General features: G+C 44.9%; 25 protein-coding genes, 1 tRNA gene and 1 other RNA gene. 7 read left to right on the top strand and 20 right to left on the bottom strand.

All coding sequences use genetic code 11. The features are described from left to right. Nucleotides 1–39: 39 nt before the first annotated feature. From AB4154_RS01270 to AB4154_RS01260, 3 genes are all read right to left on the bottom strand, one after another. Complete coding sequence (locus AB4154_RS01270) at nt 40–357, bottom strand: hypothetical protein (protein ID WP_017070274.1); 318 nt, start codon at nt 355–357, stop codon at nt 40–42. Between the two features lie 75 nt (nt 358–432). Beyond that, entirely contained in the window at nt 433–1869 is a 1437-nt protein-coding gene (locus tag AB4154_RS01265) for a lipopolysaccharide biosynthesis protein (RefSeq protein WP_017067059.1), read from the bottom strand. A gap of 16 nt (nt 1870–1885) precedes the next feature. Then, nucleotides 1886–2812 carry a glycosyltransferase gene (locus AB4154_RS01260; protein ID WP_017062218.1) on the bottom strand — a complete coding sequence of 309 codons (927 nt, stop codon included), beginning with the start codon at nt 2810–2812 and terminating at the stop codon, nt 1886–1888. Between the two features lie 316 nt (nt 2813–3128). On the opposite strand from AB4154_RS01260, the gene AB4154_RS01255 reads away from it, so the two are divergent. Further along, nucleotides 3129–4277, top strand: a complete 1149-nt coding sequence (locus tag AB4154_RS01255; RefSeq protein WP_372122016.1) for a glycosyltransferase family 4 protein — start codon at nt 3129–3131, stop codon at nt 4275–4277. Nucleotides 4278–4405: 128 nt separating this feature from the next. On the opposite strand, the gene AB4154_RS01250 is transcribed toward AB4154_RS01255, so the two are convergent. The 5 genes from AB4154_RS01250 to AB4154_RS01230 all read right to left on the bottom strand — a co-directional run bounded on the left by AB4154_RS01250 (nt 4406) and on the right by AB4154_RS01230 (nt 7627). After that, nucleotides 4406–5179, bottom strand: coding sequence for a viroplasmin family protein (locus AB4154_RS01250; RefSeq protein ID WP_050652361.1), 774 nt, complete (start codon nt 5177–5179; stop codon nt 4406–4408). A gap of 81 nt (nt 5180–5260) precedes the next feature. Next, entirely contained in the window at nt 5261–5566 is a 306-nt protein-coding gene (locus AB4154_RS01245; protein ID WP_372122013.1) for an NIPSNAP family protein, read from the bottom strand. Between the two features lie 62 nt (nt 5567–5628). Next, the gene (locus AB4154_RS01240) at nt 5629–5958 is read right to left on the bottom strand and encodes an AzlD domain-containing protein (RefSeq protein WP_050644634.1); all 330 of its coding nucleotides are present in this window, start codon (nt 5956–5958) and stop codon (nt 5629–5631) included. Between the two features lie 2 nt (nt 5959–5960). Next, nucleotides 5961–6689 carry an AzlC family ABC transporter permease gene (locus AB4154_RS01235; RefSeq protein WP_372122011.1) on the bottom strand — a complete coding sequence of 243 codons (729 nt, stop codon included), beginning with the start codon at nt 6687–6689 and terminating at the stop codon, nt 5961–5963. A 104-nt stretch (nt 6690–6793) separates the two neighbouring features. Next, nucleotides 6794–7627 (bottom strand): AraC family transcriptional regulator, encoded by an 834-nt coding sequence (locus tag AB4154_RS01230; RefSeq protein ID WP_017067054.1) that lies wholly within the window; start codon nt 7625–7627, stop codon nt 6794–6796. A 247-nt stretch (nt 7628–7874) separates the two neighbouring features. Here AB4154_RS01230 and AB4154_RS01225 point away from each other — a divergent pair, with 247 nt between their 5' ends. Continuing rightward, entirely contained in the window at nt 7875–8213 is a 339-nt protein-coding gene (locus AB4154_RS01225) for a hypothetical protein (protein WP_017062225.1), read from the top strand. 64 nt (nt 8214–8277) lie between these two features. Here the strand turns inward: AB4154_RS01225 and AB4154_RS01220 are convergent, their stop codons facing one another. The 4 genes from AB4154_RS01220 to AB4154_RS01205 form a co-directional block, all read right to left on the bottom strand. After that, nucleotides 8278–8817 carry a lipocalin family protein gene (locus AB4154_RS01220; RefSeq protein WP_017062226.1) on the bottom strand — a complete coding sequence of 180 codons (540 nt, stop codon included), beginning with the start codon at nt 8815–8817 and terminating at the stop codon, nt 8278–8280. A gap of 52 nt (nt 8818–8869) precedes the next feature. After that, the gene (locus AB4154_RS01215) at nt 8870–9337 is read right to left on the bottom strand and encodes a MarR family winged helix-turn-helix transcriptional regulator (protein WP_017062227.1); all 468 of its coding nucleotides are present in this window, start codon (nt 9335–9337) and stop codon (nt 8870–8872) included. Beyond that, nucleotides 9300–10313, bottom strand: a complete 1014-nt coding sequence (locus AB4154_RS01210) for a DUF2955 domain-containing protein (RefSeq protein WP_017070267.1) — start codon at nt 10311–10313, stop codon at nt 9300–9302. Before AB4154_RS01210 ends, AB4154_RS01215 begins: the two co-directional genes overlap by 38 nt. A gap of 72 nt (nt 10314–10385) precedes the next feature. Next, the gene (locus AB4154_RS01205; RefSeq protein ID WP_017062229.1) at nt 10386–11435 is read right to left on the bottom strand and encodes an HlyD family secretion protein; all 1050 of its coding nucleotides are present in this window, start codon (nt 11433–11435) and stop codon (nt 10386–10388) included. 286 nt (nt 11436–11721) lie between these two features. On the opposite strand from AB4154_RS01205, the gene AB4154_RS01200 reads away from it, so the two are divergent. After that, complete coding sequence (locus AB4154_RS01200) at nt 11722–12483, top strand: transporter substrate-binding domain-containing protein (RefSeq protein ID WP_017070266.1); 762 nt, start codon at nt 11722–11724, stop codon at nt 12481–12483. 102 nt (nt 12484–12585) lie between these two features. Here the strand turns inward: AB4154_RS01200 and ffs are convergent. Next, an RNA gene (ffs, locus tag AB4154_RS01195) (signal recognition particle sRNA small type) lies at nt 12586–12682 on the bottom strand. 196 nt (nt 12683–12878) lie between these two features. Then, the gene (locus AB4154_RS01190; protein ID WP_017064066.1) at nt 12879–13622 is read right to left on the bottom strand and encodes a hypothetical protein; all 744 of its coding nucleotides are present in this window, start codon (nt 13620–13622) and stop codon (nt 12879–12881) included. Nucleotides 13623–13849: 227 nt separating this feature from the next. Between AB4154_RS01190 and AB4154_RS01185 the strand changes: the two genes are divergently transcribed. Then, nucleotides 13850–14152, top strand: coding sequence for an MGMT family protein (locus AB4154_RS01185; protein WP_017058952.1), 303 nt, complete (start codon nt 13850–13852; stop codon nt 14150–14152). A gap of 75 nt (nt 14153–14227) precedes the next feature. Here AB4154_RS01185 and AB4154_RS01180 read toward each other — a convergent pair whose 3' ends face one another. Further along, a complete protein-coding gene (locus tag AB4154_RS01180) occupies nt 14228–14668 on the bottom strand; it encodes a YbaY family lipoprotein (protein ID WP_017058951.1) in 441 nt (146 codons plus the stop codon). A gap of 168 nt (nt 14669–14836) precedes the next feature. Between AB4154_RS01180 and tesB the strand changes: the two genes are divergently transcribed. Continuing rightward, a complete protein-coding gene (tesB, locus tag AB4154_RS01175) occupies nt 14837–15697 on the top strand; it encodes an acyl-CoA thioesterase II (RefSeq protein ID WP_029235187.1) in 861 nt (286 codons plus the stop codon). Between the two features lie 133 nt (nt 15698–15830). Here the strand turns inward: tesB and AB4154_RS01170 are convergent, their stop codons facing one another. Both AB4154_RS01170 and AB4154_RS01165 read right to left on the bottom strand, forming a co-directional pair. Beyond that, nucleotides 15831–16496, bottom strand: coding sequence for a hypothetical protein (locus AB4154_RS01170; protein ID WP_017070264.1), 666 nt, complete (start codon nt 16494–16496; stop codon nt 15831–15833). 89 nt (nt 16497–16585) lie between these two features. Then, a complete protein-coding gene (locus AB4154_RS01165) occupies nt 16586–17059 on the bottom strand; it encodes an Lrp/AsnC family transcriptional regulator (protein WP_017062025.1) in 474 nt (157 codons plus the stop codon). Between the two features lie 129 nt (nt 17060–17188). On the opposite strand from AB4154_RS01165, the gene AB4154_RS01160 reads away from it, so the two are divergent. Next, nucleotides 17189–18256 (top strand): PLP-dependent cysteine synthase family protein, encoded by a 1068-nt coding sequence (locus tag AB4154_RS01160; RefSeq protein ID WP_372122009.1) that lies wholly within the window; start codon nt 17189–17191, stop codon nt 18254–18256. A gap of 92 nt (nt 18257–18348) precedes the next feature. Here AB4154_RS01160 and AB4154_RS01155 read toward each other — a convergent pair whose 3' ends face one another. The 3 genes from AB4154_RS01155 to AB4154_RS01145 all read right to left on the bottom strand — a co-directional run bounded on the left by AB4154_RS01155 (nt 18349) and on the right by AB4154_RS01145 (nt 23000). Continuing rightward, on the bottom strand, nt 18349–18669 hold the full coding sequence (locus AB4154_RS01155) for a DUF1244 domain-containing protein (RefSeq protein WP_004736423.1): 321 nt from the start codon (nt 18667–18669) through the stop codon (nt 18349–18351). Nucleotides 18670–18810: 141 nt separating this feature from the next. Then, complete coding sequence (gene vexH / locus AB4154_RS01150; protein ID WP_017062023.1) at nt 18811–21924, bottom strand: vibriobactin export RND transporter permease subunit VexH; 3114 nt, start codon at nt 21922–21924, stop codon at nt 18811–18813. After that, nucleotides 21924–23000 (bottom strand): efflux RND transporter periplasmic adaptor subunit, encoded by a 1077-nt coding sequence (locus AB4154_RS01145; protein ID WP_050644646.1) that lies wholly within the window; start codon nt 22998–23000, stop codon nt 21924–21926. Before AB4154_RS01145 ends, vexH begins: the two co-directional genes overlap by 1 nt. 563 nt (nt 23001–23563) lie before the next feature. On the opposite strand from AB4154_RS01145, the gene AB4154_RS01140 reads away from it, so the two are divergent. Then, a tRNA-Tyr gene (locus tag AB4154_RS01140) sits at nt 23564–23648 on the top strand. Nucleotides 23649–23687: the final 39 nt, after the last annotated feature.

The raw sequence follows: 23687 nt of genomic DNA, 5'->3' as shown, positions 1-23687 counted from the left end.
ATAAAAAATAAGCACCAAATCTATACAGTAAATTTTCAATCAGTTCTCAAAAAACTGTTCGTACTCGGGTGTCGCTAGATTTTCGGCGACACCAATCTCACCGACGAAATAGATAGCGCTCGCAATTGTATCTATCGTTGGGTTTGATTCTCGCTCTGGGAAGTCGCCAACAGCAGGAACAGATTTTGGCGCAGACACCGAACTACAAACAAGGCTATTACATACCCTGTTTTGATTTTCTAAGGAGATAGCTTCAGGAACGTCAAAGTGCTGAGTGAGTACGTCGTGGTTAGACAATTCAGACGAAGCGTACGATAAGGTTGAGAATAGAGCTGAGAGCACAATCCACTTGTTCATGTATCTTTCCATTGATGGCATTCATTGAATTTATAAATACTATCGGATCTCACACATTATGAACAGTGTTTTATTTTAATTTGCGTGAGACTGCTTACCCAGCATCAACTTGTCGAGCAGAGCTTGCGGGACAACGATCACTGAGTATTTAACAAAGGCCACCAGCGCGATTACACCAACAGCCGATCCAAGAATAAAGTCATGGACATCAACCAACACCAATCCCAGAAGTTGATCACTCGCTATCGCTACTAATGCGATGCTAACTGCGGTTACCCACTTGCTGTGTTCATAAGGTAATTGTTCCATCGCTTGGCTTACAACATACAGAAGCATGAGCCGCACAACATAAGTTGCACAAAGAACCGCGACAACACCCCACACGCCATAAATAGGCGTCACAGTGAAATAACCAATGGCCGCCAAGACCGCACATCCACCTTGAATCCACATTTGAGATTGACTCGAATCGCCACTGAAACAACCAAGGTTAAGATAATCACCTGCATTTTTGATAACGCTAATCGCAAGCAGCGCAACAACAATGGCCCCCGCGTAATGATAACTGCTCGGTAAAATGAGAGAAATAAATCCGGGTACCGTTAGAATCATCAACGAACCTAAAACAATGGCGAGGTTCACTCCGACTAACGCCCTATCGGCACACATCTTACTGCCACCCGGCTGTTGAAGCATCGCCACACGGTTTGGAAACCACCAAAGCGCGTAAGGCTGCAACAACAGACCAAGAATCAACGCGAACTTTCCGCTAACCGCATAAATCGCGAGTTCTTCGACACCGACGAAGCTTGCCATTACCCAGCGGTCGAGCCCCATGATCATATACATTGATGCACCGCCAACCAGAACGGGCAGTCCGAATTTTAAGATCTTCGCCGAGTATTTGAAGCAACCAAAAGATCCCATCTCTTGCCATTGATAACGCACTAAACAAACCATTAGCAACACACTGGATACCGCAGCTGAAATCAACACGCCATCTATACCGTATCCAGCCTCAAGCAAAACAAAAGTCATGATGGCTTGAACACCGGCTTTCAACACATTGAGCATGCAAAAACGTTTCGCCATCGCGTTCATACGCATCAGCGTTAGCGGGATAGAAATCGCCCCATCGAGCATGGTAGGAATAAGCAGAAGCAGTATCTGGTAAGGCTGGAATTCAACTGGCAACATTAAGATTAACAACGGCATACTGAGGGCAATCAAGGCGCCCCCAAGCACGCACACCAGCACGCTCAATGTGAAGCAGTTCGAGACGAGCTTTTGCTTTTCATCACCTTCGGCGACACCCACATAACGATACATGGCATCGACAATACCGAAGCTGAACAATATCGTCCCAATGTCTGCCAGCAAGACAATGGCTTCTAAGGAACCATACTCTGCCAACGTCATATTGTGCGTAATGTACGGGATCATCACCAATGAAATCCCTTTCATCATTAATATACCGATGGCGTAGTAAGCCGACTGCTTTAAAGAACCCATAGTCGTCACCTTTTCCTTACCAAGCTGGCTTTAGGAAACTTTTACAGTCTCCAATTAGGTGTCGCAATGTGCGTTTTTGAGGTGACATGACCAAAGAACGGAAACTGTAGGCAATAGCCTGTCTATTCTGTTGTAAACCTCGATAATAGTCAGCATAACCTTCCAGTATTCTCGCCTTTGCGATTTTGAAGCTAGAAGTGGGTAGATTCCATCGTTGACTGTCATTTTGGTAATGTTGAAGAATAGTCTCTATAGACTGCAAATTTCTCAATTTAAGACTTTCAGTTTGGGTAACAGAGCTCGCTCTCATCAAGTAGCCAACCTGCACCGAGTTCAACACACCGATCTGATGGTTTTCACTCATTCGAAGCCACAGTTCCCAATCTTCCCCATACTTGATGTCAGCATTGAAACTGTCTGTTTGAGAAAACACATCCGCTTTCACCATGACCGTTGATGTTCCAATCACGTTATTTTCTATGATGAACTCCAACGGGTTCTCGATATTGATGAACAGCTCATCTTGATCTTGAAACTGCGACCAGTAACTAAAGCAGTCGACTATTACTTGGTAATCTTCAGTAAGATGCTCGTAGTTAGTAAAGCTCATCGCGAGATCAGGGTAACGTTGATGAAATTCGAGTTGGCGCTCAATTTTTTCAGGAAACCAGAAATCGTCTGCGTCTAAAAAAGCGATGTATTCACCGGTCGCCTTTTCAATCCCTAGGTTTCTCGCTTGAGGCGCACCAACACCCAATGTGGACAACGTAATAATGCGTTCATCGTCTATAGAAGCAAGATACGTCGACGTTCCATCGTTACTGTTATCGTCAATGACAATCAGCTCAACATCTTGATGAGTCTGCTTTAGTACACTGCCAATCGCTTTCGGCAGGTAATCCAAACAATTGTAGGTAGGAATAACAACACTTACTTTAGCCATAATGACGCCCTCAGATTTATACGTTATATGGCTGACGTTGCATGTTCTATGCCGAGAGTGTCTTGCTATGAAATCACATCTAGATCAGCCACCTACGCGTCCATTCTCAAAATGACGACCAAACACAGATGTTCAAAAAAACTGCAACTCCAATTTGATTATCAATTTGAGAAAACGAGCTACCTCTTAAGGGGTAACCTTCGAAAAGCAATCAGAAAGCCCTCCAAAGCTACGATTCGATCTTGGTTCGTATCTTGCTTTATTGGTTATTACCTTGGCTTGATAGCTTTAGTCATATGGATTTGAGGAGTAAGGAATGAAGAAAGTAGCATTTGTGGCGCCAACCTACCCAGTACTCAGTGAGACCTTCATTCAAACAGAAGTCGACTCTGTGAAAGCGTGTGGGCACGATGTTTGTGTAATGACGTTCAAAATTGAAAACAGTGAAAAACAGTTCGACTACGACATTGTCGAAATAGGTAAAAATGTTCGGAAGGGTAAAGTCGCCAGCATTAACTGGATAGGTTTCATCAAGGCTGTCTCATTTATTTCTAAGCAAACCAGCATGCCGAAAAAGTCACTGTTCGCTTATGGGTTTAAATTAGCGCTGCAACTCGCGGAAAACGACGTCGAACACGTACATGCGCATTTCTGTCAGCACACCACAGCTCACGCCATCGTCGCGGCAAAGCTGCTGAATATCACCTGTTCGTTCGTTGCTCATGGTCATGATGTTTACGAGTTCGCTTATGACATTGAACATAAAATCTCATCGAGTGATTTTGTGGTTGCAGTGTGTAAAGACATGCTTGCTGACTTCAATACCATGGCGAAAGGAAACATTAAACTCTTGCACTGCGGAGTTAATACCAAACAATTCCAACTCAACCCAAAAACCGAAACGAAGCAACTTCGCTTTGTTTTCCTTGGCCGATTAGTGGAGCAAAAAGGCATCCACCATCTTATTGATGCATTGGCGCCGATTGCCGAACCTCTCGATATTCATCTCGATATCGTCGGTACTGGCGATTTAGAGCAACAGTTAAAGTTACAGGTCAAAGAGCAAGGGCTCACTCGAAACGTGACCTTTCTTGGCGCTAAGCCTCATGAATGGGTGAAAGAGAAACTATCGAATTATGACAGCCTAATCGCGCCCTTCTGTTTTTCCGAAACCGGATGTGTGGATACAGGGCCTCTGGTTTTAAAAGAAGCGATGGCTGTGGGAACGCCAGTCATTACCACCAACATCATGGGATGCAAAGAGATCGTCTCACCAGAGACAGGTTTTGTGGTTAGCGAAAAAAACGTGGAAGAATTAAGAGAAGCGATTGAGCGTTTCGCGCAGCTGAGCAGTAACGATAAAGCATCGATGGGTTTAAAGGCGCGTGAGAGAGTGAAAGACAGTTTTAACTCGATCAAACAAGCTCAGCAATTATCTCGTTGGATAGAGAACCCAGCTCCATAAGAAAACGGAGCACCACAAAAACAAAAGAGCGCTACATCCATTTGAAATGTAACGCTCGTCTAGCACTGCCTAATGATGGCGACTTATGCTTTCAGTGACTTTCAGTAGCTTTTCATTAAGAAGCCTAACTAGCCTGCTCGCAGTGCCAAAATAGACTCAATATCTTCGATGTCACGATATTGAGCGAGTTGTTGCTCTTTCGATGAAATAGCCACAATCGACATTCTATCGGCCAGTTCGTTACCTTCAATACCAACGTGACCGTTCACATGGTAGATGGTAATTTTTGAAGCCAGTTCTTGGTAGAGCGCATACGCAGGCTTAATAATATCGAGGTTTTTGATCTCACCGCCAGACTTGGTCCAGCCCTTTTTCTCCCAACCCGTTGCCCACTTAGTAATACAATCTATCGAGTACTTAGAATCACAATAGATCGCAACAGACAGACCCGCGTTTAGCTTCTCTTTTGCGAGCAAAAACGCCTGTTTAAGGCCATGCAACTCAGCGGTATTATTGGTACCAACAGGTTGATACAAGCCATACCACAATTCGGTTAATTGGTTGTTTTGGTATACCGCTAACCCCGTCCCTGCTTCACCAGGGTTTGGTTCACACGCACCATCGGTAAAGATCTTGATATCAAAAGGCATATCTGTGATTTGCTGCTCCGAAAGAGGCGGCACCTTAGCTTTCGTCGACTTACCCGCAGAGCTTGGCTTTGTCGCAGTAGAACCTGACGCAGACGACGTTTTACCACCGAAAGCAGACTCAGCCTCGTCTAGTGTTGGAAACGATTTATATCTCGCACCAGCGAAACCATCGACTTGGGATTTACACTCGTTCCAAGTGGTAAAAATACCCGGTGTGCGACCTTTCCAAACCACATAATATTTCTTAGCCAAACTAACTCCTTACCAAAACCTAAACACACAAACAGTGAATCAGTACATTAGATGCCACCACACTATACGTTGCAAGGTCTATCACTCTAAAACAGATCTAAAAAAGCTGCGTTCATAACTCACGATGCAATCAACTTCGTCTGCAAATTCAAACGCTTTAATACACTCAGCATCGTTCAACGATTTAATCCGATACTCTTCATAGGCAGCCAAACTTTCAAAGGTAAACAGCGCCAAGGCAATATTGTTCGCCCCTTCCGACGGTAAGAAATAACCATTGTGTTGGCCCCCGAATTTAGCGACCAGAGGAATCCACATTTTTGCGTATGCCTCAAACTCATTTACCTTTTTAGGATCAATCACATATCGAACATAACAAGTAATCATATTTATACAGCCCTTAAATAATAGGAGAAACACAAAGCCTAAGTTGACATTGAAGTTGAAGCTCACGAGAAAAGGTAATCAACCGCGACAAGGTTATAGAACAAAAACACCGCCATGCTAACGCCGATCGTTAGTAGCACATTGCCTGTTTTCCAAATCAACAGACCTGTGACCACCGCGCCTATCAAGTATGGGTTTTCGAGGCTTGGCCAAAATGTTTGTTCAGGAGCAAATACAATTGGCCCCCAAATCGCAGTCAGCACCGCGGGGCTTGAATAGCGTAATAGGCGCCTTGCGGTTTGATTGAGTCGAAGCGGGATTGCAGGCTCAAGAAACAGATACCGACTAAAGAAAACAATCGCAGTCATGAGTAATATCGTTAACCAAATCATCTCTATTTCCCCTCCACGATTGTCTTGTTACCGTTGTTTCGCTCTTGGAACGATTCACTGAAAAAGCCCGCTAACATACCGGCGATCGCTGCAATCATTAGCCCGCCCTCAATATTGTTAACCGACATGGCAACCGAAGTGACCAGTGAAACCATCACACACACCACGACGGGTAGAGTTCGGATTAATGGGAAAACCAAAGCGATAAAGGTTGCTGCGACCGCGAAGTCGAGCCCAATCTCGTTAAGTGATGGAATTTGGCTTCCCGCGACAATGCCAACAAAGCTCGCGATATTCCAAACAAGATAAAAACCGCCGCCTACACCCGCAGCATACCAGCGATTAAATTCATTCTGAGACTGCCCACTACAAATCGCGAACAGCTCGTCGGTGAGCCAAAAACCGAGTAATAGACGCCAACGCGCAGGAAGATGGCTGATTTTGTCACGCATCGATACGCTATACAGAAAGTGCCTTGAGGTGATGAACAGTGTGGTCAACAACATAGTGCCTAAACCAATACCCGCTTTAAACATACCTGCAGCAACAAGTTGTGCTGAGCCAGCAAACAAAATAGCCGACATCGCTTGCGCTTGAAGTTGATTCAATCCGGCATCTATCGCATATGAACCGGCTAGAATTCCCCAAGGGATTACCGCAATACTCAAAGGCATTCCCGCTAAAACGCCTTTCCATAACTGTGTTCGTCTATCCATTGTTTCACTGTCCATATCATTCTTTTCTCTCTTTACATTCGCTATTCAATGTAAGAAGAGTGGAGTCGGTTCGATTGCACAAACTTGCTCGATTTCGCGAACGAATTAAGGTGTCCGATTTAGAGCATTTTAATGTATTGCCCCGGCGTGTAGCCATTGGCCTTTTTGAAGTGTCGATGAAAATGGCTTTGGTCGTGAAAGCCACACTCTTGCGCGGTATCTGAAATGGTATGCCCTTGCTTCAATAGCTTACGAGAAAGCCTTAGCCGAGATTGGATCTGATACGCATGTGGCGGAAGACCAAACTCTTTTTGAAAAGAACGTACTAAGTGAAACGGACTCAATGCCGCTAACTTAGATAGCTCTTCCAGGGACACATCGGCTTGTGGAAAGTCATCTAAGAACTCTTTCACTAAGACAAGTTGGCGCTGAGTTTTCCCATCGAGTTGGGGGTTAAGCGGCGATTTTCCATGTCGGCTAATCAGCTTAACCAACATCCCATACATCAAGGTCTCTCTTAACAGGCGATTGTCGGATTCATCTATCGTGTTAAAGACCAACCTCAATTGATTAGCGAGTTCAGGATCTTCAACAACCGCTCTTGGGAAGTAAGGCGCGCCGTAATTGGGTAAGTTTAGCTCTTGAGTGATATTGGCAAGTTGCTCTGGAAGTGGATACATGGCTCGATACGCCCAACCGCCTTCAGTGGCAGAGTGACCGCTATGAACTTCGTCGGCATTGACCAGAATAATCGCATTTTGTGGCGCAATATGATGCCCGCCCGTTCGATAGAAACGCTGAGCGCCCTGCTCGATGACTCCCAGCGTGTAGCCCTCGTGGCTGTGGCGCGAGAAGTTCTGCTTTTCGTATTCAGCATTAAGAATTTCAAGGCCGCCGAGCTCTTCGGTTATCTTATATTCGGCCTTCTCTTTAGAGCGTTTCTTGTTCTCCATAACAATTCCCAAGCCTGTTGATTATCGAGCGACTTATCAGTCTACTCTATAGTCTCTTTCAGCTTTTGTACAAAATTGCGCATTTGGCGGTTAATACATTTTTTGACCTAGGAATTAAACGGCTCAATAACGTGCTCTAATTGCGAGCAAGTTCGTGGTCTTTAAGCAGTTAGCGAAGAATTGACAAATCAACGACTTAATCATGCTCATAATCCCCGCCAATTATTAGTAACTGTTCAGAGATATGATGAAGAAAGCCTTAGCATTGATCTTTTTCTTAAGCCTTACAGGCTGCACGCACAATCAATCCAAAGCACTAAGCATGAACTCCTCGTCGGTTAACACATACCCACAATCGATGTCGAACCTGCAACTGTGCGACACCTTGTATTACGGGCGCTCAAGTAACCAGACACTCGCAGCAATTGGCAGTGAATTCAATCGAAGAGGGTTATCCAAGAGTTGGTGTGACACCGAAACCAACAAGCTTTATCTAACAAAGACAATTGATTGGGTTGCTGACCAAGTAGAAGACAAAGAAGATTCAGAGGAAGATGCGTCGGCAGTGGTGTTGCCTGCGAATTAGAACGGGTTAGCAATGTTGTTTGCTTATTAGCCGAGCTACCTAGTCAGGACTAGCCGAACTTACTTTATTGTTCAGGCACATCATTGATATGTTGTGACACACGAACTAGCTTACTGGTTTTAAAACCCATGCTCTGCGCCCGTTCAATCAGCGAGTCTAAGTCTTGTTTGGTGAACTCTGCAGTGCGATACAAGATCTGTAAGGTATTTTTGGTAGGACCCACCAACAAAGCCTGAGTGTAATCTTCATTCAAGAAAATTACCTTTCTCTGCTTCTCATAAGGGCTATTCGCTTCGACTGAAAACCACGCTTCGGTTTGAGAGCCCTTAAATGTTGCGGCTTGTTCTTTGGTCTTCCACTCATTCTTTTTCGCGTTGTAGCCTCGAGTTGTCAGCTTAAGATTACCGTCAGATTCAAATAAAAAGCTAAACGACAAAGAACCGAGCTTTGATTGCAATGGATGCGGGATAAAACAAGCGGAATACCATGTACCAGCGAAGCGTTCGGCATCAAAGTCAGAGGCGGGGATTTTAGACGTAGGTTTACTGCCACGAAACGTAAACAACAGCTTAATCATTAGCATCGCTAATATTTTGTATGTCATGTCACTTACTCTTTATTCGATTGTTATTAGACCCACACCTTCGATCGCATAATCAGTCGACGAATTGGTCTGTTTTTACAAGCTTAGCCAACAAGGTCTGTAACTGCTTGGATTCGTCTTCACTCAACGCACTCTGAAACTGCTCGCTGATACTATCGACCATAGGCTCACAATATTCGGCAAGCTTCTTGCCCTCTTCCGTTAAAGAAAGAAGTTTTACCTTTTTGTTCGTTTCACTCTTGCTGGCCTCAATAAGGTTCAGCTTAATCGCGTTATCAACCAAACGCTTGGTCACAGAGCGATTTCGAAGCAAGTAATTGGTTAACTCTTGCTGAGTGATTTTGCCATGCTTATCTAACACTCGAAGCGCACCAAACATCTCTAGAGAAATGCCCGAAGTGGTGCCCATCTCAGCGGTGACTTGAGCTCGAAACTGTTTGTAAGCAAAGCCCATTAAGAACATAGGATTGCTGTCGAGTGCATCAATTCCGGTGATGGATAATGCTGGTTGATTTTCCATATATAATTCCTTGGCAGACCACTAATAATACCAACACGATGGACATTAACTCTGCACGAAAGTAGGTATCTTGCAAACCAAGATCGGTTGCTGAAACATAGAGTTGCAATGGTAGCATAGTTCCTAACATCGCTTCAGTATGCATACCTCGCACGCCACCACGACTGCCGCTGATCCAAATTGCTATCATGGTCACCAAGCTTGTTAGTCCAATGATATACACCCAATTATAGGAGTGTTGCCCCGCTAACAAGGTTACGAAGACCAACGCCAATGCACAACCACCAACGTGGGCTTGTAAACAGTTTTTCACCACCATTTGATAGTTCATGCGTTCACTTTGCGCAGCCGCAATAATCACAGGCATCATACAGAACGTCGCGGCAATCAAATCGACCATCATCAAAAATGCTAAACCAACTCCAAGCATGACCACATATATCACTCGCTGCTGGTACGTCACAGGAACACTTTGCATTGGCAGCGGCGACATCGCTTTGGGCGGCTTTAAGAACAGCATCACAAATCTCACCACAACCATGGTCGTCACCATGCTCACTGCTATATCGCGAACCCAGTCCGTCATCGGCATTGGGCCATGTTGTGCAAACACAATCACCAAAAACCAATTGAGCAATGGGATGTAGATTTTCCCAAGTTTGGCAGGCGTGTCGGCCCACCTTCTTGCTAAATCAAATACCCATAAACTGATCCCCCAAACCACTGCCGGGTGTGAGGCAAATAACTGATCGACAAGCAGAGCCACACAAGCGACACCCAAGATAGGGAGAAACGCTTTGAGCATACCTCTCACTGAGTAGTCGTTAATCTTGGTCGCCGCCATTACCGGATAAAGAGCGAGGTACGCCGCAACACCTAGCTGTAGCCAAAGTTGAGCCAACATACCCAAAGACACGATAGCGCTGATCCAAGCTACTTCAGACCAGTTAATCGGGCCTCGAACTTCGTTATTCATAATCTGCCTCTTAGGTCGTAAATCGTTATTTCGTCAGTGGGTAGTCAGTTAGTCGATGATTGAAGAGCACAGTTAAACTAGGTAACGAATGCGAGCTAGCACTTCCATCCATGCACTTCCGATCACATCCCAAAACGTCGCTTCAGGCACCACCATCACGCTCACTTTAGAGCCTGAGAACAATGAGTGATCAAGTGACGGCAACGTTACTTGTGTACGCACTTTTTGTTGGTCTCGAATCCAGCGATCATCATTCACGACTTTCGCGAGGCCGCTGTTGTCGCTGCTCGCATCATAGATAGCCAGTTCACGACCTTGAATATTTCCCTCAAACACCTCACCAGGCATTGCATCAAACACCAAACGAACGGTTGTTCCCGCAGTCAGATTTGCACTGCCCTTTTCGTTGAAGTCTGCGTTAATCCAAGCATGCTGGCGATCAACCAAAAACAAAACGGGGCTGCCAGCGCCAACATAGGTTCCTGAGTTAAGGTTGAGATTGCTGATTACGCCATCAACAGGCGCGACGATTGTCGTTTTGTCCAAATCCAATTGCGCCAGTTCAACGCGAGTTCGAGCAACAGCCAAAGCACCGTTGTCGCTGCTTTTCTCAAGCTCAGCTTTTATCTGCTCAATATCGGCTTGCGCAGCTTCGACGGCTTGCTGTCTTACAATCGTGTCCGATCGGCTATCGTCTAGCGTTTCTTGGCTAACAAGTTTTCTCGAAATCAATTGCTGGTTACGCTTCAATTTTCTCTCGGCATTCAGAGCTTCGTGTTGGCGCTGACGTAACGTCGCTTCCGCGCCATGCAAGTGCTGCTTGTTTGCTTCATAGCTTTGCTCTGCTTCAACCAAAGCCGCTTCAGCCTGAGTTAACGCCAATTCAAAACGAGTTGGATCTAAGCGAACTAGCAGTTCCCCTTTTTTTACATCCTGACCATTCTTAACAGCCAACTCCACCACTGGCGCCGACACTTCTGCAGCAATACGGCTGGTTGGAATGTGCAATTGAGCTTGAGTTGTGAACGGCGCAAGGTTGTCACTTGCCACCAAGAAAAGAGCAAACAAGGCACTGGTGCCAAGTGTTAGATAGAGCATCCATTGATACGCTTTATTAGCCATAATGTTTCACCTACAACAAAATAATGCGCTCATTGTATTGATTTTTGTTTCAGATGCAACATAAATCAAAGGTGAGTATCTTAAAGATCTTGCGAGAAGTACAGCAAGCTACTGTTTATGAAAGATATAAATAGAAATTTAGATAAGAAAAAGTCGTGTAGTTAGTTTGGGAAGCAAGAGTTCCAGAAGTTATCTAATGCCTTTGCTCACAATGATATGCATTAACATTGATATTATTTAACATTTGATTAACCAACTTATCCATTAAAACTATAAGGAAATAAAAATGAAGTGGATATTTGTTGTATTCGTCAGTGTTTTCTCAGTATTTACTTACGCAAAAGATTGGAAGCAAATCCGATTTACGGTGGAAGGAGCATACCCACCATTCAGCTGGACAACGCAAGATGGTGAATTAGAGGGGTTTGAAGTCGATTTAGCCAACGCCTTGTGTGTCGAATTAGAAGTAAAATGTATCATCTCAAAAACTGACTGGGACGGGATTATCCCTTCGCTTTTAAGCCGTAAAAACGATGCAATTATAGCGGCTATGACAATTACCGAAGAACGTGAAAAGAAAGTTAACTTCACGATGCCTTACGCTAAAGTTCCCACTCGTTTTGTCATGGAAAAAGGGCGTGAAATCAATATGGATGACGGCAGCTTAAATGAACTAACAATTGGAGTTCAGCGCGCTACCATTGGTGACAAATACCTTTCCGAGATCTACCCAAATGTAGATATCAAGCGTTATGGATCATTCGACGAAGCCTTTACCGATTTACTCAACGGACGCCTAGATAGCGTGTTTGGTGGTTCTATGGGACTCAATACGGGCTTTCTTGAAACGGAGCAAGGTAAGGACTACCACTTTACGGGTCCTAAATTTACAGAAGAAAAATGGTTCGGGCGTGGTATTGGTGTCGCGGTACGAAAACAAGATAATGAACTCAAAGATCTTATTGATGACGGTATCCAGCGCTTGATCGACAATGGTCAGCATCAAAAAATCGCAAGTAAGTATTTTTCATACAGCATTTACGAATAGTTTGGTATGCAGTGTGGACTAAACTAATTGCGAACTGTGTTCACTTTAGAAAGCATCAGATAGCAAAAAGCCGCTCATAAAGAGCGGCTTTTTTAAGGGGTGGGAACCCAGCCACATCCCGGCACACAAGTCACTCGCTGCGGCTGCTCCCTTCCAGGCCTGACCGAGTTCACGAGCTATTGTTGCGGGAGGACCAGGCCCCCATAGATTCGTTTTCTAAGAGGCTTGCCTCAAAGAGTGATTGGATTATTAAGCATCACAGCAACCATTGCAAGCCCTTCCACCCTATTTTTGAACAATTGCGGTCTAAGTGCTTATCCTTTATTCAAACCATTAGAAAATCGCAGGTAAATTCACCATTTACCTGCATTTGGAAGGTTTGGATTGCTGGAGTACTAGATATCGATGTCTTCGTTATCTTCTGTGCGAATGATGTAGTCTGTCATCCACGCGGTACCTAATAGACACAACCACACCACAAAGACTGGGCTCGGTACTTCGATGCTTGGAGTAATCACCAGAGCCGCAAAACCGACCGTTGGCAGTGTCCAACACAGTAGTTTATTCCAGCGGAAGGTTTTCAAGCGCGTCAGCGTTTCCATCGATGCCATGATGCCCGTTACACACAAGGCAACCAAAGCGGCATAAGGTAAATCGGCTATCCATAATGGAAGTATTAAGCCTAATGACCACCAGCTGTGTCGGCTGGCAGGCTTAAGATGATTTGCCGCCCACCAAATCACGATGATTGATAAGGTTTGAAGTGTGGTAACCCACGGGACACCTTCAAGCTTGCCTGCTGATTGTGTCACCATGATCCCGACCTGCAAAGTAGTCACAATCAAGCCGGAAATAATCACGACCGACAAACTACTGCGTCTTGAGAAGACCACCATCAATAACGGGAATAGTACCCACGCACTGACAGACAGCGTGATAGGCTGCAAAGGAAGGGTTAGACCATAAGTGGTCATGGAAACAAGCAAAGCTAATCCTGCTATGCCCCCCTGCGGTAAAATCCATAAAGCAGGAATTACCATTGCAAGCACCGGGATATCTCCCTCACTTAAACTGATTGCTCTCGCGCAAACAACCGCTAATAATGTGGTGATCAAGAACTGAAACGTTGTAAATACCATAGCCCTCTCCTTCTACCGATCCGTGGTACCATACCAATCGTAGTAATTAACTGGTCACCCTAGCTTGTTAAAAAACTCGATAACCTCGTTAGATTTTTTGATTGTAGAATAACTACTTATCAAAACTTCTTATCAAAAAGAGCGGCCTTGCTCTCAAGCTTTTTCCCTGCGCTATTTTTGAACACTTACTTACTGTGATTGGTATTTATGAACTAGGAACATTTAGTATGGACCAATTTTTAAGCCAAATCTTTGCTGTGATTCACCAAATTCCATATGGGAAAGTAACAACTTATGGAGACATAGCACGTTTTTCAGGATTTCCGGGCTATGCGCGCCATGTTGGTAAAGCGCTGGGTAACCTGCCAGAAGGTAGCAAACTGCCTTGGTATCGAGTGATAAACAGCAAGGGTGAAATATCTTTAAAGGCTGATTCGTTCGACAGACAAAAGCAGCATTTGGTTAAAGAAGGGGTTGAGGTGAGTGATGCAGGAAAAGTTAAACTCAGAATATACAAATGGCAGCCCTAGAGCTGCCACTAATCGTCAATTCAACTGGCTAAGTTAAGCCAATCAAGATGCCTTAACAGTGGCATCGATTTCTGATTAACGAACACCAACCAAACGTAGGTCTGCTTGCTGTGTATTTTCTACATCAGTAATTACTGACTTAATCGTGTCCGTTATGAAACGCAGTTTACCGTCAACATGAATCGATGCGCGCATGTTGTAACGGTGGTTAGCTTTAATTTTGTCGTTGTCGTAGCTCAGCTCGAATGCGAACGGTACTTGCTTACCGTCTGTGGTGAACTCTTGAGTTGCGATAACCGTCGATGGTGCATCAGCCAGTGAGATATCTTCTAGCGTAACGGTAACCACTGCATTCTCTGGCAATGCAATTCTTTCACGGTAGCTTACTGTTCCTGAAATCACTTGAGTGTTCTCTGCAACCACTTCTTGAGAAGCGCTCGTTTCTGATGTTGCTTGGCAACCAACAAGTAGGCCAAACGATACTAAAGACGTAATAAGAATTAGAGCCTTTTTCATATTCAATTTCTCTCAACATGTTTGCCGGACTCGGCAAATCTACTCACCAATTATAAGAGAGCTTTCATATTCTGTCTTGAAACCCTATGATTTATTGACAGATATCTGACTAAGCTAAATGATTAACACCATAATCTGACACCCATTTTACGAAGAGGAATGCTGGCGATGAGTCAACCTTTACAAGAATTACTAAGTTTACTTCAGCTAGAAAAACTGGAAGAAGGTTTATTCCGTGGGCAAAGTGAGAACCTAGGCCTACCACAGGTATACGGCGGTCAGGTATTGGGACAAGCGCTTTCTGCTGCTCGTTATACCGTTCAAGACGACCGTAGTGTTCACTCGTTCCACAGTTATTTTCTGTTTCCCGGCGATCCTGAAAAGCCAATCATTTACGATGTTGAGAACCTACGAGATGGACGCAGCTTTAGCACACGCCGTGTAAAAGCGATTCAAAATGGCCGCCCTATTTTCTATCTCACTGCTTCTTATCATGGCGATGCGCCAGGGTTTGAGCACCAGATTTCAATGCCTGATATTCCGGGACCAGAGAACTTTGCCTCAGAAACTGAATTAGCGAGCCACATTGCGGAATTCTTACCAGAGAAACTGCGCAAAACCTTCTGTGGCGAAAAGCCGATTGAGATGCGTCCGGTGACGGTGGTAAACCCACTGAAACCTAAGAAGACGGAAGCGAAACAATACCTTTGGGTAAGAGCGAATGGCGCGATGCCAGACAACCACTTGATCCACCAATACCTGCTTGCCTACGCATCGGATTGGGGATTCTTAGTGACGGCGCTTCACCCACATGAAGTCTCTATCATGACGCCAAATTTTCAAGTGGCGACGATTGACCACTCAATCTGGTTCCACCGCCCATTCAAAATGGACGAATGGCTGCTTTATGCGATTGAAAGCCCAACGGCAGCGAACACTCGCGGCCTAGTGCGCGGCGAGATCTTCAACCAGAAAGGTGAGCTGGTAGCGACAGCAGTACAAGAAGGTGTGATGCGTTTTACTAAATAGCACTCAAATAAATAGCGGATAAACGCTTCTTACAAGCCCCAAATACGCACAAACAAAAAGAGGCTAGGTTTAATACCTAGCCTCTTTCTTTAATGACGCTTAAGAAAACTCGTCACGCAAAAATCAATAAAACCTACTCAACTTCTAACGTTGGCTCAAACTCGCCTTGAACTCGCGTTTTAATGCCATCACCTGCGTCTCGTAGAAGGTTAAATGGCGATAACACTACGCCTTTCACCGCGCCCTCAGCGGCTCCCTGAGCGAGTTCCTTACTCTTATCAGCTAACAAATTAGCTTGTGCCAAAATACCTGGGACTTCCGCTCGTAGCATTTCAGATTCCGTGACGATGACAGGAATAGTCTGTTCGCGGTAAGACTTACTTTCAGCGAGCATTGGTGGCATTACGTCTACGCGGTATCTCTTTAATTCAGTTAATGTTGGTGGAATAACATCGGTTCTTACCTGCTCGACTTCCGTTCGAACATTTTTCACTTCATCTAATATCGCAGGGATTTTGTTGTCGACCGAGGCTACGGTTTGATTCACATCATCGATCGTCTTTCTAACTTCTTCGACAGTGTTTAACACCTGAGGAGCAAGATCGCTGACATGTTCTGCAAGCGCTAATAGCTCTTCTACTTTGAGCCCTTTGGTGAGGCCCGATATGTCTTCGATAACTTGCGGGTAAGTATCAACGATTTCACCGACTTTATTAGTCAATGAGTAGATGGTGTAACCCAAGTAAAAAATGGCGACCGCCAGTACCAGCTGGATAGCGGTAGATACTTTTGCAAACATGAATAATCCTTTTCTTTATCGCAGAGACGAGATCTAAACTGAGAAGATAGTTAAACTAAAGCGATAGTTAATCTATTACTAGGCGCAGCTTAAAGCGGCAATGCTGTCGTGTACTTCAATGGTTCCATCGCAAACGTCGAGGTCACATTAGAGATACCATCAATGCTATTCACCAAGCGCTTATAGAAATCATCAAAGCACTTCATGTCTTTAACCTGAACCTTCATCATATAATCATATTCGCCAGCCATGCGATAGAACTCCATCACTTCTGGAAATTCCGACACAGTATTCACAAAACGACCATACCACTCATGAGAATGATCACTGGTTTTCACCAATACGAACGCAGTAAAGGAAAGATCCAGTTTTTCCGGGTTCAGCAGTGCAACTCTTTTCTCAATAATGCCGTTCTCTTCGAGGCGCTTAAGCCTTTTCCAACAAGGCGTTGTAGTGAGATTGACCGCTTCAGAAATATCGTTCAATGACAGGGTGCTGTCTTCTTGCAGTAATCCTAATATTTTTTTATCTACGGCATCTATCACACTTTCACCAAATCGCATTTAAAGAGAATTATTTTCTACAAGTTAAGCAAAACAAAGCAAATATGGCAAAGTTTTTCTCTCTGATTGTAGCTAAATTAGAACCATACCAATTACAAAGAATTCCTACACTCGATCAGGAGAACGCTTATGTGCACTGACCATCAATGGATTAACAACGCGATTCGTAAAATTGAAGCCGACTACCAACGCTCAGCGGATACGCACCTTATCAAGCTCGAACTACCAAGTATCGAAGGCATTGATGTTTACCTTAAAGATGAAAGCACACACCCTACGGGCTCTTTGAAGCACCGCTTAGCGCGTTCTCTGTTCTTATACGCTATCTGTAATGGTTGGGTTGGCCCAGAAACAACGATCATTGAATCTTCATCGGGCAGCACAGCCGTGTCTGAGGCGTACTTTGCTCGCCTACTAGGTCTTCCGTTTATTGCAGTAATGCCAAAATGCACAGCGAAGAAGAAGATTGAGCAGATAGAATTCTACGGCGGCCAAGCACATCTTGTGGATCGCTCAGATGAAATTTACGATGAGTCTCGTCGTTTAGCAGAAGAGCTGAATGGTCATTACATGGACCAATTTACTTACGCTGAGCGCGCAACCGACTGGCGTGGTAACAACAACATCGCGAACTCGATTTTCAATCAAATGCAGATGGAAGATCACCCAGTTCCGGCTTGGGTAGTAATGAGCCCAGGTACTGGCGGTACTTCAGCGACGATTGGCCGCTTCATTCGCTACCAACAACATGAAACTAAGCTTTGTGTTGTCGACCCTGAGAACTCTGTATTCCACGAATACTTCCAAACAGGCAATGCGAACGTGAAAGGCAGTACATTCAGCAAGATTGAAGGGATTGGTCGCCCACGAGCAGAGCCAAGCTTCATTCCTGGAGTGGTTGACGAAATGCGTAAAATTCCAGATGCCGCAAGTATCGCAACGACACATTGGTTATCTGACATTCTTGGACGCAAGGTTGGCGCATCAACCGGTACTAACATGTACGGTGTGCTTCAGCTAGCCAGTGAAATGAAAGCACGTGGCGAAACAGGTTCTATTGTGACTTTGCTATGTGATAGCGGTGAACGTTACCTAGACACTTACTTCAATGACGAGTGGGCAAATCTAAATATCGGCGACCTACAACCGTACGCGGCGAAGTTAGAAGCTTTCTCGCAAACAGGTGAGCTGGCTTAAATACAGAGCAAGCACCGACTCCAAACTAAAAAGAGCCTTGATGGGCTCTTTTTGTTTATTCATTCTATTAATCAACCACCAACGAGAACAAATTACTCTGGCTTCTGCTTCGCTTCAAATGCCGCTAGTTGTTCAGGCGTCGCTTTTGGCTGATGGTTTTGTTTCCACTCATCGTAAGTCATGCCATATACGCGCTCACGAGCGTCATCGATATCCAAGTCTAAGCCTTGTTGCTCAGCTTCCGCTTTGTACCATTTGCTGAAACAGTTACGGCAGAAGCCCGCCAAGATCATCAGATCGATGTTCTGCACATCTTTATTGTTATCTAGGTGCGCTAACAGGCGACGAAAGGTTGCTGCATCCAGCTTATCCTGTTCTTCTTGAGAAAGATCTTTGTATTTAAATTCAGCCACTTTACTTTCCTTTATTCGATTTATTGTATTAATTCGTTGAGCTCTGTTTGTTATACAAAAAAAGCCTGCAATTCGCTAGGAGCAAACGCAGGCTTTTCAATATTGTTACACTATTCCGTGTTCATTAATCGTGCGTGTTCATTAACCGTGACTGGTTCTTCCCACGTTGTCATGGCTAAGCTCTTTATTAAGTTCCGCTTCCACGTGACCCGGAGAGCGTGTTGATCCTGAAATCAGTCGGTACATCGCAGGGATTACGAACAGAGTAACCAATGTCGCGAAACCCATACCGAAGAAAATAACTGTACCCACTGCCACTCGGCTTTCATAGCCTGCGCCCGTTGAAGTAATCAATGGAATTGCACCAGCCAGCGTCGTGAATGCCGTCATCATGATTGGACGTAAGCGTCGAGCAGAAGCATCAATGATCGCCTTTTCAAACTCAATACCACGGTCACGAAGTTGGTTAGCAAACTCTACGATCAAGATACCGTTTTTGGTTACCATACCGATCAACATGATCATACCAATCTGGCTGTAGACGTTGAGCCCTTGACTCATCAGCACCAAGCCTAAGAAGCCACCGAAGATACCCATAGGTACGGTGAACATCACCACCAGCGGGTTAATGAAGCTTTCAAACTGCGCGGCCAGTACCAAGTATGCGACCAGCATCGCTAGCGCAAACACCACTAGGATACTTGATTGGTTCTCTTTAAAGTCTTTTGACTCGCCAGAGTAGCTCACTGAAATATCACCCGGTAGCTGTTCAATCGCTTGTTCATCAAGGAAATCGAGCGCGTCACCCAGCGTGTAACCTTCCATTAGGTTCGCTTTAATGGTCACCGATTTCTGCTTGTTGTAGTGCGACAAACGAATCGATGAAGCCACTTCTTCAATGTGCGTCAGCGTATCAAGTGTAACCAGCTCACCAGACTGAGTTCGCATGTAGATTTGGCTTAGATCGTTCGCGTTGTTGAAGCTGTTTTCATCACCACGCAGATACACGTCGTACTCTTCACCACGGTCAACGAAGGTCGTTTCACTGCGGCCGCCAAGCATGATTTCTAACGTATCTGAAATGTCTGAAACGCTAACACCTAGCTCTGCTGCACGCTGCTTATCTACGGTTACCAATAGCTCTGGTGTTTTCTCAGAGTAATCGATGTCCGCGCCTTCCATCATTGGAGAATCTTCAGCCGCTTGTTTTAAGAGCTCTGCCCACTTCTGAAGTTCAGAGTAATCAGAACCGCCAAGTACGAATTGAACAGGCTCACTTGAACCACCTTTGAAGCCCGGCATGAACGGGAATACACGCACATCTGGAATGCCGTTCAACGATTTACGAACTTCGTTCAACGCTTCTTGTGCGGTAACGTCACGCTCATCCCAGTCTTCTAGTATCATGATTACGAAGCCCGTTTGGTCACCCGCATTACCACCAAACGCTGGTGATTGAATACTGAATGACTTCAAGAAGCCCTGACCAAGCAATGGCATTAAGCGTTCTTCAACGATGTCCATGTTGGCAGACATACGGTTGTAACTGGTTGCATCGGCACCACGAACAAACGCAAATATAACACCACGGTCTTCTTGTGGCGTCAGTTGCGACGGCACTTGTTGCATCAAGCCATAACTACCGCCCATACACGCGATAATGATGATTGGAGCGGCCCAACGCCAGTTAAGAGCACGGCGCAATACCGCGCGGTATCCAGACTCAAGCTTGCCAAATACGCGCTCGACAAACAAATTGAAACGGTTTGGTTTAACGTTCGCTTTAAGGATCTTACTGCCTAGCACTGGCGTTAGCGTTAATGCGACTAGCGACGAGAAGATCACCGACATCGCAAGCAATACAGAAAACTCGGTAAACAATAGGCCAACCATGCCGTCCATGAACGAGATTGGTAGGAATACCATTACCAATACAAGCGTTGTTGCGATTACCGCGAAGCCTACTTCACGAGTACCTTTATAGGCAGCAAGCAGCGGTGACTCACCACGTTCGATATGGTGGAAAATGTTCTCAACCACCACGATCGCATCATCGACCACCAAACCAATCGACAGGATAAGTGCCATCAGGGTAATCAGGTTGATGGAGAAACCGAAGTAGTACGCGGCAATAAACGACGAGATCAGAGATACAGGTACGGTTACCGCTGGAATAAGTGTTGCACGTGCTTGACCAATAAAGATGTAAAGCACAAGGATAACCAAGCCACCCGTGATAAAGAGTGTGCTGTATACCTCTGAGATTGAACGGTCAATAAAGACTGTTGAGTCATAATCGACAGCTAAACGAGTACCGTCTGGCAAGAACTTTTGAATTGCTTCGACTTCTTTATGGACTAAGTCAGCCACCTCAAGTGGGTTCGCATCTGACTGAGGCACGATACCCATACTTACGTTAACAACGCCGTCACTCTTAAAGGTCGAGTTCTCGTTTTCTGCGCCAATGTAAACATCCGCTACGTCTTTCAAGTAGATAGGTGTGTTATCAGAGGCACGTTTAACGACTAGGTATTCGAAATCTTCAGCTTCAGTGTAAGAACGAGCAGTACGAACCGACATCACAATCGCATCGTTACGTACTTCACCACCCGGGCTTTCAATGTTCTCACTGTTCAACGCAGATGTGATGTCGGAGGTAGTAACACCACGACCCGCCATCTGCGCAGGTTTCAGCTTGACGTACATTACTTTGTACAAGCCACCTGAGATATCCACCGAGCTCACGCCAGAAATCAAACTAAAGCGGTCAATCAACACACGTTCGGTGTAGTCGGTTAACTGCGTTCGGTCCATCTCTGTCGAACTTAAGTTGATGTAGACCGAAGCTTCACCACTACCATTGTTCTTATAAACAATTGGGTCGTCGGCTTCATCGGGCAATGAACGCTGCGCACGAGCTACAGCATCACGAACATCACTCACACCGGTATTGAGGTCGTAACCAAGCTCAAAAGTAATCGTGATACGCGACATACCGTTACGCGTTGTGGATTCGATCTCATCGATACCACTGATGCCGGATAACTGGTCTTCAAGGTTGGAGGTTATTTGGCTTTCAATGATGGTGGCAGACGCACCCTCATAACGAGTACTGATAGATACTACCGGGCTTTCAATATCTGGCATCTCACGAACCGCGAGCTTATTGAAAGAGACAATACCAAACACAACCAATAGTAGGCTCAATACGACGGCCGCTACTGGTCTCTTTACAGAAACATCAGATAACAACATTAGTTAGCGCCTTCTTGTGCTTTTTTATCACTTGCTGCATCAGCTGGGCGATTAACGGCAAGCTCTTGAACCAAGACGCCGTCACGCATGTTCACGATACCTTGCACCACGATCTTCTGGCCAATTTCGATGCCTTTGTCGATCACGACTTCGTTATCGATACGTGCCCCAAGGAAAACTTCTGTACGAGTTGCTTTATTATCTTCGTCGATAACATAAACGAAACGCTTCGTACCTGAATACTCAAGCGCTTGAACTGGAATGATTGGCGCTTCCACTGGTGGGAAGTCCATATCCGCCGCCACTAACATACCTGGCTTTAGATAATCATTATTGTTGTCGAAGTGGATTCGAACTCGAAGGTTCAAGGTTTCAGCGTTAATACGAGAATCAATGCCTACTACAGTACCAGTGAACTGAGTGTCGCCCCATGCGCTAGTGCGAGCCGTTACTTTCATACCTTTAGACAGTTTAGAAAGGTAGCGCTCCGGGATCTGCAGATCTAATTGCATTACCGATAGGTCATCTAGAGTTACGAGTTCAGTACCGGCTGTCACCATTTTACCGCGGCTAAAGTCGATAAAACCAACAGTGCCCGAGAATGGCGCGCTGATGTGAAGATCTTTCAGATTGGCATTTGCAGCAGCTAAACGAGCATTGGCGATCTCTACGTTCGTTTTCTGAGCGTCAATTTCAGTTTGCGTGATCGCGTTACGTTTCACTAGGCGTTGAAATTCCGCTAGCTTACGTTGCTCGTCTTTTAGATAAGCTTGCGCTTCTGCAACTGCCGCTTTTGCTTTGTCATCGTCGAGTTGAACCAACATCTGCCCTTTAGTGACATCTTGATTGGCTTTAATGTTGATAGAGTCCACTCTGCCAGCCACTTCAGAAGTGATCATTACTGATTGCTCGGCTTCTAACTTACCGACCAACGAAAGAGATTGGCTAACTTGGTGAATATCAACCTGCTCAGTAACAACAGTGACAGTGCTAGGGCCCATACGTTTAGCAAGTACGGCTGGAGACGCCATAAGAATAGACAAGCTAAGCAGGGTTAAAACAGATTTATGCTTCATAATAATGGTCTGCAAGTAAGTTTGTACCAATCACAGTGAGTAAGTGGTCAGAAATAGCTTAGGTAAAAGCTTGAGAACAAGGCAGCTCTTTTCAACAGATAGTTTCGATAAGTAGTTATTCTACAATCAAAATATCTGACGCTGTTCTCGAGCATTTTAGCAAGCTAAGATGACACGTTATTTACTACGATTGGTATTATTATCTATAAATGAAATTAACCGTATTCTATCAACTGATGAATGCTGTAACGTCAAGAAGTGTAAATCTAGATTAAATTCCATTTACGTTTCATCATGTTTTAGACACATTGAACACAATACAGAAAGCCAGTCACCTCAAGGTGTTACCTATCAGTACGTAAACCTTAGTATAGATGTTCACTTCACGAGCAATATGCGTACTTTTCGCCATCTTTGCCCAAAAAGGCAGCATTTAACACAAAACCATAAGAAAAACCCTTTACAGGTTTAGCGTGTTTGCTATGATGCGCTCCGCACTTGAGAGATGCGTTGGGAAAAACATCTCTTTAGCCTATCCATTATGAGTTAGGAAAAAACACCCTGGAGGGGTTCCCGAGTGGCCAAAGGGAGCAGACTGTAAATCTGCCGGCACTGCCTTCGATGGTTCGAATCCGTCTCCCTCCACCATATTCTTCTTACCTCTTTTAAGAGTTAAGAGAACAACCT

This window comes from Vibrio sp. 10N.286.51.B11 (assembly GCF_041469245.1).
Classification (GTDB): Bacteria; Pseudomonadota; Gammaproteobacteria; order Enterobacterales; family Vibrionaceae; genus Vibrio; species Vibrio crassostreae_C.
This window is presented reverse-complemented; position numbering and strand designations above follow the sequence as displayed.